Origin of the sequence: Lentzea sp. NPDC051208 (genome assembly GCF_040682435.1) — a bacterium.
Taxonomy (GTDB): Bacteria; Actinomycetota; Actinomycetes; order Mycobacteriales; family Pseudonocardiaceae; genus Lentzea; species Lentzea kristufekii.
On record NZ_JBFBAW010000031.1, the window covers coordinates 33,570 to 49,360 of the forward strand.

General features: G+C 69.2%; 19 protein-coding genes. 13 read left to right on the forward strand and 6 right to left on the reverse strand.

All coding sequences use genetic code 11. From position 1 onward, the window contains the following. Nucleotides 1-48 precede the first annotated feature (48 nt). From era to AB0M48_RS42515, 8 genes are read left to right on the forward strand one after another with little or no spacing between them, the layout of a single operon-like run. The gene (era, locus tag AB0M48_RS42480; protein WP_363854067.1) at nt 49-945 is read left to right on the forward strand and encodes a GTPase Era; all 897 of its coding nucleotides are present in this window, start codon (nt 49-51) and stop codon (nt 943-945) included. Further along, nucleotides 945-1,703, forward strand: coding sequence for a DNA repair protein RecO (recO, locus tag AB0M48_RS42485; protein WP_363854070.1), 759 nt, complete (start codon nt 945-947; stop codon nt 1,701-1,703). Before era ends, recO begins: the two co-directional genes overlap by 1 nt. Nucleotides 1,704-1,762: 59 nt before the next feature. Then, the gene (locus tag AB0M48_RS42490) at nt 1,763-4,708 is read left to right on the forward strand and encodes an NACHT domain-containing protein (protein ID WP_363854073.1); all 2,946 of its coding nucleotides are present in this window, start codon (nt 1,763-1,765) and stop codon (nt 4,706-4,708) included. 57 nt (nt 4,709-4,765) lie between these two features. Then, entirely contained in the window at nt 4,766-5,590 is an 825-nt protein-coding gene (locus AB0M48_RS42495) for an isoprenyl transferase (protein WP_363854076.1), read from the forward strand. Then, complete coding sequence (locus AB0M48_RS42500; RefSeq protein ID WP_086667743.1) at nt 5,587-5,985, forward strand: YbjN domain-containing protein; 399 nt, start codon at nt 5,587-5,589, stop codon at nt 5,983-5,985. The genes AB0M48_RS42495 and AB0M48_RS42500 overlap by 4 nt, the downstream gene beginning before the upstream one ends. A gap of 23 nt (nt 5,986-6,008) precedes the next feature. Continuing rightward, nucleotides 6,009-6,440, forward strand: a complete 432-nt coding sequence (locus tag AB0M48_RS42505) for a hypothetical protein (RefSeq protein ID WP_363854080.1) — start codon at nt 6,009-6,011, stop codon at nt 6,438-6,440. Beyond that, on the forward strand, nt 6,437-7,447 hold the full coding sequence (locus AB0M48_RS42510; RefSeq protein ID WP_363854083.1) for a permease: 1,011 nt from the start codon (nt 6,437-6,439) through the stop codon (nt 7,445-7,447). The genes AB0M48_RS42505 and AB0M48_RS42510 overlap by 4 nt, the downstream gene beginning before the upstream one ends. After that, nucleotides 7,444-8,148, forward strand: a complete 705-nt coding sequence (locus AB0M48_RS42515; protein WP_363854086.1) for a TIGR03943 family protein — start codon at nt 7,444-7,446, stop codon at nt 8,146-8,148. The genes AB0M48_RS42510 and AB0M48_RS42515 overlap by 4 nt, the downstream gene beginning before the upstream one ends. Before the next feature lie 199 nt (nt 8,149-8,347). On the opposite strand, the gene AB0M48_RS42520 is transcribed toward AB0M48_RS42515, so the two are convergent. From AB0M48_RS42520 to AB0M48_RS42530, 3 genes are read right to left on the reverse strand one after another with little or no spacing between them, the layout of a single operon-like run. Further along, nucleotides 8,348-8,746, reverse strand: a complete 399-nt coding sequence (locus AB0M48_RS42520) for a Fur family transcriptional regulator (protein WP_090100492.1) — start codon at nt 8,744-8,746, stop codon at nt 8,348-8,350. Then, nucleotides 8,743-9,093 (reverse strand): metalloregulator ArsR/SmtB family transcription factor, encoded by a 351-nt coding sequence (locus AB0M48_RS42525; RefSeq protein ID WP_258950881.1) that lies wholly within the window; start codon nt 9,091-9,093, stop codon nt 8,743-8,745. Before AB0M48_RS42525 ends, AB0M48_RS42520 begins: the two co-directional genes overlap by 4 nt. An 11-nt stretch (nt 9,094-9,104) precedes the next feature. Continuing rightward, the gene (locus AB0M48_RS42530) at nt 9,105-9,383 is read right to left on the reverse strand and encodes a hypothetical protein (protein WP_363854091.1); all 279 of its coding nucleotides are present in this window, start codon (nt 9,381-9,383) and stop codon (nt 9,105-9,107) included. A 41-nt stretch (nt 9,384-9,424) separates the two neighbouring features. On the opposite strand from AB0M48_RS42530, the gene AB0M48_RS42535 reads away from it, so the two are divergent. Beyond that, nucleotides 9,425-9,778 carry an antibiotic biosynthesis monooxygenase gene (locus AB0M48_RS42535; protein ID WP_363854094.1) on the forward strand — a complete coding sequence of 118 codons (354 nt, stop codon included), beginning with the start codon at nt 9,425-9,427 and terminating at the stop codon, nt 9,776-9,778. Here the strand turns inward: AB0M48_RS42535 and AB0M48_RS42540 are convergent. Next, nucleotides 9,759-10,436, reverse strand: a complete 678-nt coding sequence (locus AB0M48_RS42540; protein WP_363854097.1) for a tetratricopeptide repeat protein — start codon at nt 10,434-10,436, stop codon at nt 9,759-9,761. The genes AB0M48_RS42535 and AB0M48_RS42540 overlap by 20 nt on opposite strands. Before the next feature lie 93 nt (nt 10,437-10,529). On the opposite strand from AB0M48_RS42540, the gene AB0M48_RS42545 reads away from it, so the two are divergent. The 4 genes from AB0M48_RS42545 to AB0M48_RS42560 are packed head-to-tail and all read left to right on the forward strand — an operon-like array spanning nt 10,530 to nt 14,152. After that, nucleotides 10,530-11,915, forward strand: coding sequence for a glycine--tRNA ligase (locus AB0M48_RS42545; protein WP_266042585.1), 1,386 nt, complete (start codon nt 10,530-10,532; stop codon nt 11,913-11,915). Nucleotides 11,916-11,966: 51 nt separating this feature from the next. Further along, nucleotides 11,967-12,815 carry a hypothetical protein gene (locus AB0M48_RS42550; RefSeq protein WP_363854100.1) on the forward strand — a complete coding sequence of 283 codons (849 nt, stop codon included), beginning with the start codon at nt 11,967-11,969 and terminating at the stop codon, nt 12,813-12,815. Continuing rightward, entirely contained in the window at nt 12,812-13,252 is a 441-nt protein-coding gene (locus AB0M48_RS42555) for a hypothetical protein (protein WP_363854103.1), read from the forward strand. Before AB0M48_RS42550 ends, AB0M48_RS42555 begins: the two co-directional genes overlap by 4 nt. A 54-nt stretch (nt 13,253-13,306) precedes the next feature. Continuing rightward, nucleotides 13,307-14,152 carry a hypothetical protein gene (locus tag AB0M48_RS42560; RefSeq protein ID WP_363854106.1) on the forward strand — a complete coding sequence of 282 codons (846 nt, stop codon included), beginning with the start codon at nt 13,307-13,309 and terminating at the stop codon, nt 14,150-14,152. On the opposite strand, the gene AB0M48_RS42565 is transcribed toward AB0M48_RS42560, so the two are convergent. Next, on the reverse strand, nt 14,142-15,014 hold the full coding sequence (locus AB0M48_RS42565; RefSeq protein WP_363854109.1) for a serine hydrolase: 873 nt from the start codon (nt 15,012-15,014) through the stop codon (nt 14,142-14,144). The genes AB0M48_RS42560 and AB0M48_RS42565 overlap by 11 nt on opposite strands. Before the next feature lie 16 nt (nt 15,015-15,030). Next, nucleotides 15,031-15,762, reverse strand: a complete 732-nt coding sequence (locus AB0M48_RS42570; protein WP_363854112.1) for a peptidase E — start codon at nt 15,760-15,762, stop codon at nt 15,031-15,033. Nucleotides 15,763-15,791: the final 29 nt, after the last annotated feature.

Consider the following 15,791-nt stretch of genomic DNA (forward strand, 5'->3'; position numbering starts at 1 on the left):
TCCGGGACCGGCGACAACCCGGTTGCCGGTCCCAGGGACAATGGACGGATGGATGGTTACCGCTCCGGGTTCGCGTGCTTCGTCGGCCGCCCGAACGCAGGGAAGTCGACGCTGACGAACGCGCTGGTGGGCTCGAAGGTCGCCATCACGTCCAGCAAGCCGCAGACCACGCGCCACACGATCCGCGGCATCGTGCACCGCGAGGACGGCCAGCTCGTGCTGGTCGACACGCCCGGTCTGCACCGGCCGCGCACGCTGCTCGGCCAGCGCCTCAACGACCTGGTGCGCGAGACGTGGTCGGAGGTCGACGTCGTCGGCTTCTGCGTGCCCGCGGACCAGAAGGTCGGCCCCGGTGACAAGTTCATCGCCGCCGAGCTGGAGAAGGTCGCCAAGCGCACGCCCGTGGTCGGCATCGTCACCAAGACCGACCTGGTGTCGCAGCAGCAGGTGATGGAACAGCTGCTCGCGTTGCAGAAGGTCATGGAGTTCGCCGAGATCATCCCGGTGTCCGCCGTCGACGGCTTCCAGGTCGACAAGCTGAGCGACCTGCTGCTGAAGAAGCTGCCCGAGGGCCCGCAGCTGTTCCCGGACGGCGACCTGACCGACGAGCCGGAGCAGACGCTGGTCGCCGAGCTCATCCGCGAGGCCGCGCTGGAAGGCGTGCGCGACGAGCTGCCGCACTCCATCGCCGTCGTCGTCGAGGAGATGCAGGCGCGCGAGGGCCGCAACGACCTGATCGACATCCACGCGTTCGTGTACGTGGAGCGGCCGTCGCAGAAGGCGATCATCCTGGGCCACCGGGGTGAGCGGCTCAAGCAGGTCGGCATGGCCGCCCGCAAGCAGATCGAGGCGCTGCTGGGCAGCCGCGTGTACCTGGACCTGCACATCAAGATCGCCAAGGACTGGCAGCGGGACCCGAAGCAGTTGCGCCGCCTGGGCTTCTGATGGCCAACCTGTACCGCGACACCGGAATCGTGCTTCGTGTGCAGAAGCTCGGTGAAGCGGACCGGATCATCACCTTCCTGACCCAGAAGCACGGCAAGCTCCGCGCCGTGGCCAAGGGCGTGCGCCGCACGTCGTCGAAGTTCGGCGCGCGGCTGGAGCCGTTCTGCCACGTAGACGTGCAGTTCCACCCCGGCCGGTCGCTCGACATCATCACGCAGGTGCAGACGCTGGACGCGTTCGGCGTCGGCATCGTCACCGACTACCAGCGCTACACGGCCGCGTGCGCCATCTTGGAGACCGCTGACCGGCTCACGGCCGAAGAGGGCGAACCGGTCCTGCGGCTCTACATGCTCGTGGCCGGGGCGTTGAGGGCGTTGTCGAACGGTGAGCGCGACCCGTCGCTGCTGCTGGACGCGTTCCTCATGCGTGCGATGGCGTTCGCGGGATGGGCGCCCGCGGTGAACGAGTGCGCGAAGTGCGGTAACCCCGGTCCGCACCGGGCGTTCAGCATCCAGGCGGGCGGCTCGTGCTGCCCGACCTGCCGTCCGGCCGGGTCCTCGTCGCCGTCCCAGGACACGCTGACGTTGCTCTCGGCGCTGCTGCACGGCCAGTGGACCGTGGTCGACGAGATCCCGCACATCGCCCGTCGTGACGCGAGTGGCCTGGTCGCGGCGCATCTGCAGTGGCACCTCGAACGGCAGCTCAGGTCGTTGCCTTTGGTCGAGCGCAGGACCAGGCCCGAAGACGCGCTGGGCTGATCAGGCTAAGTTCGCGCCACGGCCGGGATGCACGTTCAAGATCTCTGTAGTTTCGCCGCGTGGCAGATTCGGCGCTCGTCGCACTCGCGGGGCGGTCGGCGGCGGGAGCCGTTGGCGGGCTTGCCGTTCGTGCTTCCGCGGCCGGGTGGAAGGAGTCGCTCGACGCGGCGCTGCCGGCACCGGAGGCCGTGCGGCGGAACCCGGCCTGGGCCGAGCTCGAACTCGCCCGCGCCCAGCAGGACGCCATCGCCGACTACCTCTCCAGCCGCCTCTGCACCGGCTTGCTGGAGCTGCTCGCGTTCCTCGAACTGTCACAGGGTGACCGCGCGGAGGAGCAGGAACGGCTCGCCGCGACGTTCGTCCAGGAGCTGGCAGGCAAGCTCGACATACCCGGCGAACGAGCCGCTGCGATCGGCACGGCGTTGTGGGACGACCTGAGTGACGCGGTCCGGCTCGCGGTCCTCGAACTGCGGCAGGCGGGCGCGTTCGACGAGGAGGACCTGGTCCACGCGATCCGGATCAGCCAACGGCCGGACTCGATCGACCAGGACCACCCGATCGTGCGGGCGGTGCTCGACCGGGTCGAGGTCTCCGCCGACTTCGGGCGCGTCGACGCGGCGCACGCCGCCGTGCGGTCGATCAAGAGGGAGATGCGCAGACGTTTCGCGAAGCTGGTGATGCCGCACTCGCGCGAGGACCACCGGGTGCCCATCGAGCAGATGTACGTCAACCGGGTGCTGGCGCCGTGGTCGTCGACCGGCTCGGTGGGAGAGGCGATCTCCGAGGACGACCTGGCCGAACGCAGGTTCGTCGTGATCGGCAACCCCGGTGCCGGCAAGAGCACGTTCCTGCGCCGGATGATGTACCAGCTGGGGGCGGAGGAGAGCAGACTCGCGCCGCTGGTGCTCGAACTCAAGGACCACCAGCGGCTGGAGGAGTCGTACGCCACGCTGCTCACCGAACGGCTCGGGGTGCTGACGCAGCACGACCACGACGTCGGCGTGGTGCGCGACGTGCTCGCCCTGGGACTCGCGGTCATCGTCTTCGACGGCCTCGACGAGATCAGCGACGTGGACAGGCGTCGGGCGACAGTGGAGGCGATCGAGGCGTTCTGCCTGCACTATCCGCTCGTTCGCGTGGTCGTGACGGCACGGGAGGAGGGGTATTCGACCGCGCGCCTCGACCCCGCGGTCTTCCCCGTGTTCCACCTGCCCGACTTCACCGACCCGCAGGTGGAGACGTACGTCGGACGCTGGTTCCGGCTGACCTCGGGACCGCACCACGCCGACCCGGAGCGGCGGATGGCGATGTTCCTGTTGGACAGCGTGCACGTAGGTGACCTGCGCACGAACCCGTTGATGCTGTCGCTGCTGTGCATGATCTACGAGTACGACGGCTACATCCCGGAGAACCGGCCGCAGGTCTACGAGCAGTGCGCCGAGTTGCTGTTCGAGAAGTGGGACCGGGTCCGGCACGTGCCGGGTGCCTACCGGACCAAGGACCAGCACCGGTACCTGGTGCACGAGCTCGCCTACTACTTCTTCAACCGGGTCGACTCGCAGGGCGGCGAGACCGAGGCGAAGCTGCGAGACCTGATCGGCGACTACTTCGCGCGCAACGTCGTCGGCCGCAGGGGAACCGCCGCGACGACAGCCGCGCAGGAGTTCCTCGACTACTGCGGCGGGCGGGCGTGGCTGCTCACCCGGACCGGGGTGAGCGCTCGCGGGGAGAAACTCTTCGGGTTCACGCACCGCACGTTCATGGAGTACTTCGCCGCGTGCTTCATCGTGCGGCACTGCAACGGCGCGCACGAGCTCGTCAGCCGCATCCAGCCGTTGATCGTGAGCGGGCAGAGCGAGGTGGTGCCCCAGATCGCGATTCAGGAGCTTGACCGGCGGTTGGTACAGGCGATCGACCAGTGCCTCACGCTGCTGGTGTTCGACCAGTACGGCGCGGGCAGGCAGGACCCGACGCTCCTGGAGTTCGCACTGCGGTCGTTGCGGTTCATGAGCCCGACGCCCAAGACGCAGGTGGCCCTGTACCGCCAGGCGGTTCGCGTGGTCGGATCCACGCTGGACAGCGCGGTGCTGACGTTGCTGCTCGACCTGCCGGAGGAGAACTGGCCGCTGCTGCGCAAGACCTGTCACGAGATCCTCGACGACGAGATCCTGGGTGACGAGAGCGTGTCGGACCCGGATCGGGGTGCGGCACGACTGGGTGCGGGACTGGTCTTCGTGCTGCTGGGGAACTGGGGCCGCGCGCTGCCGGGAGGCCCGCGCACGCCACCGCTGCACCTGCTCGGCAGGGACCACTCCGACCGGCTGCCGTTGGCCACAGAGCTGACCCGGCTCGGCAGAACCGCTTCGGACGTCGTGCACCGGATGCTGGGCCGCGGCCTGATCACCGCCCGCGACTTCGTCGAGCTGCTCGGCGGCAGGGCGTTGCTCGAGAGTTCTCACGTGGATTGGGACGCGCAAGGAAACCGGGTGTGCACGAGCGGTCCACTGGTGACCGCGCTGCAGCAGCTGTTCGGATCCAGAGGGATCCATCCCGAGCTGCAGTACATGCTCGGTGTCGTCGCGGGCGACGTGCGTTGCGTGCTGAGCATGTCCCAGCAGGTGAACAGGGCCCTGGTCGCCGTGGCCGACCGCTTCAGGGGCATCTCGGAGATGTTCCCGCTGAAGGCGCCGGAGGACGGCGTGACAGCGGCGCACGTGGCGGGTTTCTACCGGTTGTTCCTGTTCACGATGTGCACGGGTTTCTCGCTCCAGACGGACGTCGCCGCGCCCGCGTACGTCACTCCGATCGTCGACGGTCTGCCTCCACTGCGCATGTGGGCGCAGCAGATGCGCCGCGATGATTCCGTGAGCCGTGCGTGGCGACCGCAGCCGGAGGACCTGCGCGACATCGTTCCTGAGTTGCTGCGCCGGACCGGACCGTGCGACGAGTGGCAGGAGGCGTTCCGGACCTGGCTCGGGGGATGGGAGAAGGGCAGGCGGCGCTAGCGGCTAATGTGGCGGCTACCCGACAACGGTTTTCGCCCGAGAGGATGCCGAGCCCTCATGTTGCGTCGCCGCCGCTCCGAGCGTGAGAAGCGCGTTCCGCGCCCGCCGGAGCCGCACGAGTCCGGTGCGACGCCCCCGGACATCCCCGCCGACCTGGTGCCCAAGCACATCGCGATCGTGATGGACGGCAACGGCCGTTGGGCGAACCAGCGCGGGCTGTCGCGGGTGGAGGGGCACAAGCGCGGTGAGCAGGTCGTGCTCGACGTCGCGAAGGGCTCCATCGAGCTGGGCGTGAAGTGGCTTTCCCTTTACGCGTTCTCCACGGAGAACTGGAAGCGCAGTCCTGAAGAGGTCCGCTTCCTGATGAACTTCAACCGCGACGTGATCGCGCGCCGCACCGACGAGCTGGACGAGATGGGTGTCCGCATCCACTGGGCCGGCCGCTCGCCGAAGCTGTGGGGCAGCGTCATCAAGCAGCTGCAGGAGGCCGAGGTCCGCACGGCCGAGAACGACGTGCTGAACCTCGTCATGTGCGTGAACTACGGCGGCCGCGCGGAGATCGGTGACGCCGCCCGCGAGGTCGCGCGCCTGGTCGCCGCCGGGAAGATCAACCCGGACAAGGTCGACGAGCGCACCCTCGCGAAGTACCTGTACAAGCCGGAGATGCCCGAGGTCGACCTGTTCATCAGGCCGTCCGGGGAGCAGCGCATCTCGAACTTCCTGCTGTGGCAGTCCGCGTACGCCGAGATGGTGTTCCAGGACATCCTCTGGCCCGATTTCGACCGCCGCGACCTGTGGCGGGCCTGCGAGAAGTTCGCCGGGCGCGACCGCCGCTTCGGCGGTGCCGTCGACAAGCCGGGCGAGGAGGTGGTGTCGTCGTGAACGCGAGTGGTGAGGCCCTGGAGGCCGCGCGCAAGGCGTTGGAGCTGTTCCACGACGTCTCCGTGGACGACGACGGCGCGTTGAGCTTCCGGCACGGCGACGTGCCGTGCGCGGTGCAGGGCATGGAACTGGCCGAAGGGCTGACGGTTCTCTCGCTGACGGTCGTCGTCGCGTGGGACCTGGTCGGCGACGTGGCCGTGTGGGTCGCCGAACGCGCTGGTCAGGGCCTTTTCGGGACGCTGGGTGTCATCGCGTCCGAACGGGGCACGGACGTGATGCTGCGCTACGCCTTCCCGGCGGACGGCCTCAAGCCCGAGCCGCTGAGCACGCTGCTCATGCTCGTCGTGTCGACCGCGTCGCAGGTGCGCGGCGAGCTCCTCTCCCGGTTTTCTTGAGAAAGGACCCTTCCATGGGTGGCGTGATCATTTACGAGCCGGAAGAGGACTCGGACGTCAACGAGTTCCCGTGGACCGTCACGTTCGAGCCTTCGGGCGGCGACGACTGGGACTCGTTCATCTGCGGCCCGTACGAGCGTGACCACGCCGTCGCGCTGGCCGAGGCCGTGGCGCTGGACGACGCCGAGGGCGGCGTGCTGGCCATCGTGAAGCCGATGCTGCCCGCGCTGTCCGCCGAGGACGTCTCCGCCACGATCGAGGAGCTCCGCGAGGCCGCCCTCGAGGAGGAGGCCGACGCCGAGGAGACCGTCAACGGCACCCCGGTCGACTTCGACGACGACGACCTCGTGGAGGAGGAGGCGGAGTTCGACGAGCCGCCCTCGCCCGAGGAGATCCGCGAGGGCATGGCGCGCCAGTACCGCCGCCTGCTGGACCTGGACGCGGACGCGGAATGACGATCACCGGCGAGATCCGCTCGTCGAAGCGGCGCTCGGGCCCGCCTCGGCTGAAGATCACGTCGTTGGAGGTGCTGTGCGGGATCCTCGTTCTCGCACTGCTCTTCCAGTCCAGACTTGTCGATCTTCTCGACGTGCCGAAGCTGCGCACGGCCTCGACCGTGTTCGTGGCGATCTGCGTGCAGGCGATGCCGTTCCTCGTGCTGGGCGTGCTGATCTCGGGCGCCATCGCGGCGTTCGTACCGGCCTCGGCGCTGCGCAAGCTGCTGCCCTCGAAGACCGCCCTGGCCGTGCCCGTGGCCGGTGTCGCCGGCATCGCCCTGCCGGGCTGCGAGTGCGCCTCGGTGCCGGTGGCCAAGAGGCTGATGCAGCAAGGGGTCGCGCCGGCCGTGGCGCTGACGTTCCTGCTGGCCGCGCCCGCGGTGAACCCGATCGTGCTGGTGTCGACCGCCGTCGCGTTCAACGACACCCCGATGATGGTCGCCGCGCGGTTCGTGGGCTCTCTGCTGACCGCGATGGTCATGGGCTGGCTGTGGGTGCGCTTCGGCAAGATGGAGTGGATCGCCGAACGCGCGCTGGCCAAGCTGGCTGATCACTCCGGCAGGTCCAAGTGGGCCGTGTTCGCCGAGAGCGCGCGGCACGACCTGGTGGACGCCGGCGGGTTCCTGGTGCTGGGCGGGCTGTTCGCGGCGGCGTTCAAGACGTTCGTGCCCACCGCGTGGATGCAGACGCTGGGCGGCCAGATCGTGCTGGGTGTGATCGTGATGGCCCTGCTGGCCGTCGTCCTGGCGCTGTGCTCCGAGGCCGACGCCTTCGTGGCGGTGGCGTTCTCCGCGCTGCCCCTGCTGCCGCGCCTGGTGTTCCTCGTCGTCGGCCCGGCCGTCGACGTGAAGCTGATCGCGCTGCAGGCCGGTGCGTTCGGCAAGTCCTTCGCCTTCCGCTTCGCCCCGGCTACCTTCGTGGTGGCGATCCTGTGCGCCGTCGTGAGTGGAGTGGTGCTGCTGTGAGACGGGAAACCCAGAACATCCTGCTGGTCCTGCTCGGCGGCGCGCTGCTGAAGATCAGCTTTTCGGGCCTGTACCTCAGGTACGTGCAGAAGAGCCTGCTGCCACTGCTGATCGCGGCCGGCGTGATCATGATCGGCCTGGCGCTGTTCGCCATCGTCGGGGACATCCGCCGCGGCAAGGCGGCCTCCGAGGACGACCACGAGCACTCGCACTCGTCGCGCTCGACGTGGCTGATGCTGCTGCCGGTCCTGGCGGTGTTCCTGATCTCGCCACCCGCGCTGGGCGGTGACGTCGTCAACTCGGCGGCCGACACGAACCAGACGCAGCGCTCCCGCAACCTGCTGGGCGAACTGCCGTCCGGGGACGTGATCCCGCTGTCCATGACGGAGTTCGTCACGCGCACGGCGTGGGACGAGTCCGGGACGCTGGACGGGCGCCGGGTGAAGCTGACCGGGTTCCTCCTGCGCGCGGAGGGCGACACGTTCGTCGCACGGCTCGCGATCTCGTGCTGCGCCGCCGACGCCCGGCCGCTGAAGGTGCGGGTGACCGGGGACGTGCCCCCGCTGCCCGACGAGCAGTGGGTCGAGGTGACCGGGCAGGTCGTGCCGAAGTCGGCGAACGAGAAGAACTCCTGGGTGCCGAGCTTCACCGTGGAGTCGTTCACGCCCGTGGCCGAGCCGGTCGAGCCCTACGAGTCCTAGGGCGTGTCCCGTAAGTCTCGTCCGCGATAGTCGCGGCCGAGGGCCCCGGAGACGGCACCGCCGCAAAGCCCGAATACGCCCGGTATGAGGGCATTGCGGCGGCACCGCCTCCGGTTCTCTCGACCGTGACTCTCATCGAACGGACCTACGGGACACGCCCTAGGAGCGGGGCGCCCGGACCGGGCGCCCCGTCCTCGCCTTACTTGAGGCCCTTGGCCGTGCACTCCGCGCAGGTGCCGAAGATCTCGACGGTGTGGCTGACCTCGGAGAAGCCGTTCTCGGCCGCCACCCGGTCCGCCCACTTCTCGACGGCGGGACCCTCCACCTCGACCGTGCGGCCGCAGTGGCGGCACACGAGGTGATGGTGGTGGTGCGCCGAGCAACGGCGGTAGATCGCCTCGCCCGAGTCCGTTCGCAGGACGTCGACCTGGCCCGCGTCCGCGAGGGACTGCAGGGTGCGGTAGACCGTGGTCAGGCCGATGCCCTCGCCGCGGCGGCGCAGTTCCTCGTGCAGTTCCTGGGCGCTGCGGAAGTCGTCGAGCTGGTCGAGCAGGTTCGACACCGCGGTGCGCTGCTTGGTGGACCTCAGTCCGGTCACAACTTCTCCTCGACGTGCGTCACAGCGTCCACCACGATGTGCGCCAGATGTTCGTCCACCAATCGGTACACGACTTCGCGGCCGTGTCTTTCGCCGTGCACCACGCCCGCCGACTTGAGCACGCGCAGGTGCTGGCTGATCAGCGGCTGCGCGACTCCCAGCGCCTCGACCAGTTCGTGCACGCAGCGGTCGTGTTCCCGCAGCTGCAGAACGATGGCGATGCGGACCGGGGCAGCCAGCGCGCGCAGCAGGTCGCCGGCCTCGGCGAGGGTGTGCGCGGGGCGGGGTGCCGCGGGCGCCGGGGCCTCGCGTTCGGGGGAGTGCTCGCCGTGCAGTTGAACGGTCATGGCGGCGCACCTCACCTGGTAGGGATTTTCACAACCAATTCTACGGTGATGAGGAGCAGTACCAGCAGGACCACCACGCGCAATGTGCGGTGACCTGGGGAAAGAACCTTCCAGGTGGCGGCCAGGAGCACCGCGGCGCCCACGATCAGCACACCGAGCAGCACCGCGCCGAGGGTGCCGCCCACCAGAACGCCGGTGATGAACAGACCGAGCACGAGCACGAACGCCACGACGGGGCGCACGCGCGCGAGTGGGCCGTCGCCGGGCAGGAGAGGGCGCTTGGAGGTCACCGTGCCATCCTTGCACCGTGCTGCTGGTGTGCCGATTCCGCGTGTCCGACCCTGAGACGTTCACCGTGCGCGTCGAAGAGGCGTTGAAGCTCCTGACCGCTCAGCCGGGGTGTCACAAGGGCACGCTGGCACGGTCGACCGACGAGGACGACCGCTGGGTGCTGACCGTCGAGTTCGAGTCCGTGGTGGCCTACCGGCGCGCGATGTCGCCGTTCCCCGTGCGCGAACACGTCATCCCGCTGCTGTCCGAGGCGCTGACCGACGAGCCCGCGATGTACGAGCCCACGCTGACCAGTGCCGCCGGCGAGGTCGAGACGCACACGAGCGTGCTCGCCGAGGACGCGTTCACGGTGCGGCTCGGCGAGGCGGCAGGGCCTACGAACCCGCGGCGATAGCTTCCATCTCCTTGACCCACTCCTCTTGCGAGTCGTGGGGGAGCAGCTCCAACGCTCTGCGCGCGGCCTCGGCGGCCTCCGCGGACCGGCCCAGCGCGTGCAGCGTCTTGGCCTTGCCGCTCTCGGCGTAGGCCTCCGGGGTCTTCTCGAACGCGTCGAGCGCCTCGTCGTAGCGGCCGTTCTCGAAGTAGAACCAGCCGAGGTTGTTGTGCAGCGGGCCGAGCCAGCGCACCAGTCCGGGGTTGGCGACGACGATCTCGATGCCCTGCTTGGTCCACTTCTCCGGGTCGTCGACCAGCGACGCCATGTGCGCGGCGTCGACGGCGAGCGACAGGTCACCGCGGGTCTTGGCCAGGATGAACGCCGCCACGAACAGCGGTTGCGCCGCCTCCGGGTCGCCGGCGGAGCGGTGCAGCCTGCCGCGTTCGAGCAGCGCGCGCACCCGGCCCGTCGAGTCGGGGGCGACCAGCACCTCCGCCTCGTCGACCAGAGCGTGACCTGCGGCGAAGTTCTCCCTCAGGCCCTCGACGCGGGCGAGCTGGGTCAGCACCTCCGCCCGCTCGTCGTCGGTCTCCACGTTGCCCAGGAACGCGCGGAACCTCGCCTCGGTGCCGTCGAGGTCGGCGAAGTCCCACAGCTCTCGCAGCCGGTCTTCCATTCCTGCAGGGTAAGGCTCCGGTCGCCCGTTCGGGGCATGACGTGACGGGCTAGGCTTGAGCCCCCGATTCTCATTCCCCCGATGGAGTTCCCCTTGCCCGCCGATCGCATCGAGACCGTTGTCAGCCTCTGCAAGCGCAGGGGGTTCGTCTACCCGTGCGGGGAGATCTACGGCGGTACCCGCTCGGCATGGGACTACGGACCTCTCGGCGTCGAGCTCAAGGACAACATCAAGCGGCAGTGGTGGAACTTCATGGTCCGCGGCCGTGAGGACGTGGTGGGCCTGGACTCGTCGGTGATCCTGCCGCGCGACGTGTGGGTCGCCTCCGGTCACGTCGAGGCGTTCGTCGACCCGCTCGTCGAGTGCGAGTCGTGCCACAAGCGCTTCCGCGCGGACACCCTGTCGGAGGAGTACGCGGAGCGCACCGGCAAGGAGGTCGCCGAGGGCGACGTCTCCGACGTGCCGTGCCCCAACTGCGGCGTGCGCGGCTCCTACACCGAGCCGAAGATGTTCAACGGCCTGCTCAAGACGCACCTCGGTCCGATCGAGACCGAGGAGGGCCTGCACTACCTGCGCCCCGAGACCGCGCAGGGCATCTTCACGAACTTCCTGAACGTGCAGACGACGTCGCGCAAGAAGCCGCCGTTCGGCATCGGTCAGATCGGCAAGTCGTTCCGCAACGAGATCACGCCGGGCAACTTCATCTTCCGCACCCGCGAGTTCGAGCAGATGGAGATGGAGTTCTTCGTCGAGCCGGGGACGGACGAGGAATGGCACCAGTACTGGATCGACGAGCGCACCCGCTGGTACACGGACCTGGGCATCTCCAAGGAGAACCTGCGTCACTACGAGCACCCGAAGGAAAAGCTGTCGCACTACTCGAAGCGGACGGTCGACGTCGAGTACCGCTTCCAGTTCGGCGGCCAGGAGTGGGGTGAGCTCGAGGGCATCGCGAACCGCACCGACTTCGACCTCACGACGCACTCGAACCACTCCGGTGTCGACCTGTCGTACTTCGACCAGGCCACGAACTCGCGCTTCCGGCCGTTCGTCATCGAACCGGCGGCCGGTGTCGGCCGCCCGATGATGGCGTTCCTGCTGGAGGCCTACACCGAGGACGAGGCCCCGAACGCCAAGGGCGGCGTGGACAAGCGCGTCGTGCTGAAGCTCGACCGCCGCCTCGCGCCGGTCAAGGTCGCGGTGCTGCCGTTGTCGCGCAACGCCGACCTGTCGCCCAAGGCCCGCGACCTCGCGACGGCCCTGCGCCGCAACTGGAACGTCGACTTCGACGACGCCGGCGCCATCGGCCGCCGCTACCGCCGCCAGGACGAGATCGGCACGCCGTTCTGCGTGACGGTCGACTTCGACACGCTCACCGACCTCGCCGTGACGGTGCGGGAGCGCGACACGATGTCGCAGGAGCGCGTGGCGATGGACCAGCTGGAGTCCTACCTCGCGGCACGCCTCGTCGGCTGCTAACAATTTTCGGCCGCGAGGCAACAGATCGCCGTGTGCGTGCGTGCTGAGTGCATGCACACGCAGCGATTGACGCGGATCGGTGTCCCGCTGCTCGGAGCGGGACTCGTCCTGCTGGCCGGGATGGTCGTGGTGGCACTGACCATCCCGGTGACCGGGTACGCCACCGTGCAGGTGTGGGTGGGCGTGGCGGCGGTGGCGCTCGGGCCGTGCTGGACGGGCCTGGTCTTCCTGCGGTCGTCGCGGCACCAGTCGCTCAAGCGCCTCGGCCTTCCAATGGGCGCCTCGATGGTGCTGGCCGCCACCGCGGGACTCGCCGTGCGCGATCACTACGTGGAACACCCGGCCGCCCCGGTCACCGTAGCCGCGGTGGCCTACGGCGTGATCGCCCTCGTGTCGGTGCTGCTGACGGTGCTGGCGCCCACGATGGTCGAGCCGCCGCTCACACCGGAGGAGCTGGACAGCCGGCCGGTGGACGTCCGCGACCTGCACACGTGGGGCAAGCGCGCCGCCATGCTCGGTGCCCTGTTCGCCGCGGGACTCGTGGCGACCTCGCTGCCCGCCTCGGCACCGGGCGCCGCACTGTTCGGGGTGATGACGGCCGGCTGCGCGGTCGTCTCAGGTGTGGTGCTGACAGGGGTCCGCGATCTGCGCCAGGCCTTCCGGAGACGCGCGCTGGTGACGGTGCTGATCGTGGTCGCGATGTTCTTCGTGGTCATGGTGTGGCCGGTCGTCTACGGCATGTTCGCGGAGTCCGTGATCGGGGCCCTTCTGCACGCACTCCAGCTCATCGCCGCGATGTTCGCCGTTGTCTTGTGCGCCTTCGAACTCGCACGCTTCCTCGGCCACCACGGCGCGTTGCCGCCGACTCGCCGCCGGCCGGACGCGGAGGTGGCGCGATGAGCCCGCGGGAGATCAGGCAACTCGGTGTCGTGCTCGTCGCGGCGGCGCCGGGAATGGCGCTCGCGGCATTCGTGTCGGCGATGACGTTGCCGCTGTACGACTTCGTTCGTCCCTGGTTCGTCGCGTGGGGTCTCCTCGTGACACTCGGCTGCGCGGCCGTGGGGGTGGTCGTGGTCCAGGTGCCGGACCTGACGCGGCTGGCCAAGGCATTCCGGTTCTCGCTCTTCATCCCGTTCCTCATGGGCTTCATCGCGCTGGAGACCCTCTACACGGACTATCCCGAGGTGGACGGCCTGCTGACGAGCCCGAGCTCGATCGTCTTCACAGTGGTTGTGACGGCGTCGCTGGCGGTTTTGACGTATGTCGCGGTGCAGGTGGACCGGACCGCCAAGCACGGTCAGCGAGGCGGTCGCACCTTGGAGACGTTCATCCCGTGATCGCGGGTTTCGCGTCGCGAGCAACATCACGGGACGTTCCCGCGTGTCCATGACATGACGGGGGAACGCGGGCAGGCGGTGGCGGGGGCGGTGCTGCTCGCCTGGGTGGTGGTGTTCGCCGCGTTGACCGAGGTCGGAAATCCCCAGGTGCTGCTGGCCACGGCCGTGAGCGGCGGGCTGGTGTGCCTGTGTGCGGTGGCGGGCGGCGTGGTGGCGATGCGGATCACCGACGCGGAGTCCGCTGCCCGGCTGCGGCACGTGTTCGTGGTGCTGGAAGGCACCGCGATGGCGATCTTCTACCTGTTCTACGGGTTCGCGTTCAGCGTCGAGCCCGTGGGGAGGCCGGGGGACTTCGCGGTCGTGGTGCTGCTGGTGCTCTCGGTGCCGGCGCTCGGTGCGCTCGCGTTGGTCGTGTGGCGGAGCTATGCCGTGCACAAGATGGTCGTCGACGCCTTCGGGCCGCTTGTGCCGGAGTCCGGCGAAGGGGTTCCGTTGCAGCGGATCAGGGTGCTCGGGACCGTGCTCGTCACGGTCGGGCTCGCGCTGGCGGTGTCCGCGATGACGGTGGCTCTCGTGACGCCGCTGTACCGGCCGGTGCTGCTGGTCGTCGGTCTGCTGGTGACGCTCACGCCCGTCGTGCTCGGGGTGAGTTTGGCGCGGGTGACGGACGTCTACTCCGCACGGCGCCGCAACGTCGGCAACTACGTCATCGTCCTCGCCGCTTCGGGGTTCGCCGTCTCCGAGTTCTCCTCCGGCGCGGGTGTGGCGGGGGCGTTGTTCGGCGCGCTGGTCTTCGGCGCGGTCGTGCTGCTCGTGATCGCGATCCTCGTGGTGCGCGAGTTCACCGGCGAGTGGGACCGGCCGTGGCGGGAGCGCCGCGACCGGAGGGTCAGCCGTTGACGCCGAGCTTCGCGAGGACCGCCGACGCGACGGCGTTGATCGACTGCCTGGCCGTCGTCCACGATCCCGTCGGGCTCGTGGTGAGCACGGCGACGGCGTAGCGGCCGTCCAGCACGCCCGCGCTGTGCAGGTAGACGTCGCTCGGCAGGTAGTACATCCAGCCCTGCTTGGCGTAGACGCCGGTGACGCCGAGCAGGCCGAACGCCTGGTCGAAGCCGTCGGCGGCGGTGGCGGGGGCGGCCGACAGCGCCGCGACGACCGCGTCGCGGGCCGGCGAGCCGAGGATGTAGTGGTAGAGCCGCACCATGTCGTTCGCGGTGATGACGACCTCTCCCCACTGCGAGGGGCCGTCCGGCGCGTGCGTGCCGGTGAGGCCCGCTGCGGCGGCGACGCGGCCGATGGCGTCCATGCCGTCGAACCTCGTCCACAGCACGTCCATGGCGTTGTCGTCGCTGTCGCTCAACGCGCGGTGGATCAGGTCCTGGTCCTCGCCGGACAACTGCTGCTGCAACGCGTCCACGGCGAGGATCAGCTTCGACAGCGACGCCGAGTAGAACGGTTTGTCGCCCTGCTCCGAGACCACCTGGTCGGTCTGGAGGTCCAGCACCGCGAGGCCGACGTCGGACGCGCCGCCCGCCGCCGCGATGTCCGACAGGGCGGTGGCCGACATGTCGGACATCGCCGAGGACGGGCCGGTGTCCGACACATCGGCCTCGCCGGGATCCAGCGAACCGGCGCCGGTGTCCAGCACGTCAGGGCCGCGCGACATGTCGGCCGAAGGCTTCCCGTGGGCCAGGCACGGCGACGCCTCGGGCACGACGAACACGGCCGCCACGAAGAAGAGGATCAGAGCCCAGCGCACATTTCCAAGGTCCGCGTCACAAGACTCTGGTGTCGAGCTTTTCCTCCTGTGCGGTTGCTGAAGAATCCTCCCTGACCACCACGTATGCGCCGGAGCCGGGACGTTCCGTCACCGCCTCGACGAGTTCGGTGCCGCGGTAGAGCAGGCCGACGCCGTCGTCGGTGCAGTACGTCTTCGGCAGCACCCCGGCGGCCACCGCGGCGTGGATCTTCGGACGGCGCTGCTCCTCGGAGTCGTAGTGCACGCCGTTGCCGTAGGGCAGGAAGCCCAGGCCGTTCGTGACGATCCGGAGGTCCGGGCCGAACGAGTCCGTGGCGCCGCCCGCGTGCCAGCAGATGGAGCCCGCCGACACGCCGCTGAGCACCACACCTGCCTCCCACGCCTTGCGGAAGACCGCGCCGAGCCCGTGCACCTCCCACACCGCGAGCAGGTTCGCCACGGAGCCGCCACCCACCCAGATGACGTCGTGGGACAGCACGTAGTCCTCGAGGTCGTCGGTCGGCGGCATCGTGAAGAGGTTCAGCACCGACACGTCGACGCCCGCGACCCGGCCGGCTTCCGCCATGTTCGCGTTCATGGCCCGCTGGTCACCCCCGGCGGTGCCGACGTGGCACAAGCGCGGTGTGCGCCCGTCCACGCCGGACAGGTCGAGCGCGAAGTGGATCAACTTGTTGAACTCGAGGAAGGTCCGGCTGCCGGCCCGCAGGCCTCCGGACGTCGCGAGGATGGTGGGCTGCTCAGCAGGCATGACGATGATCCTCGCAGGGGCGTCAACGC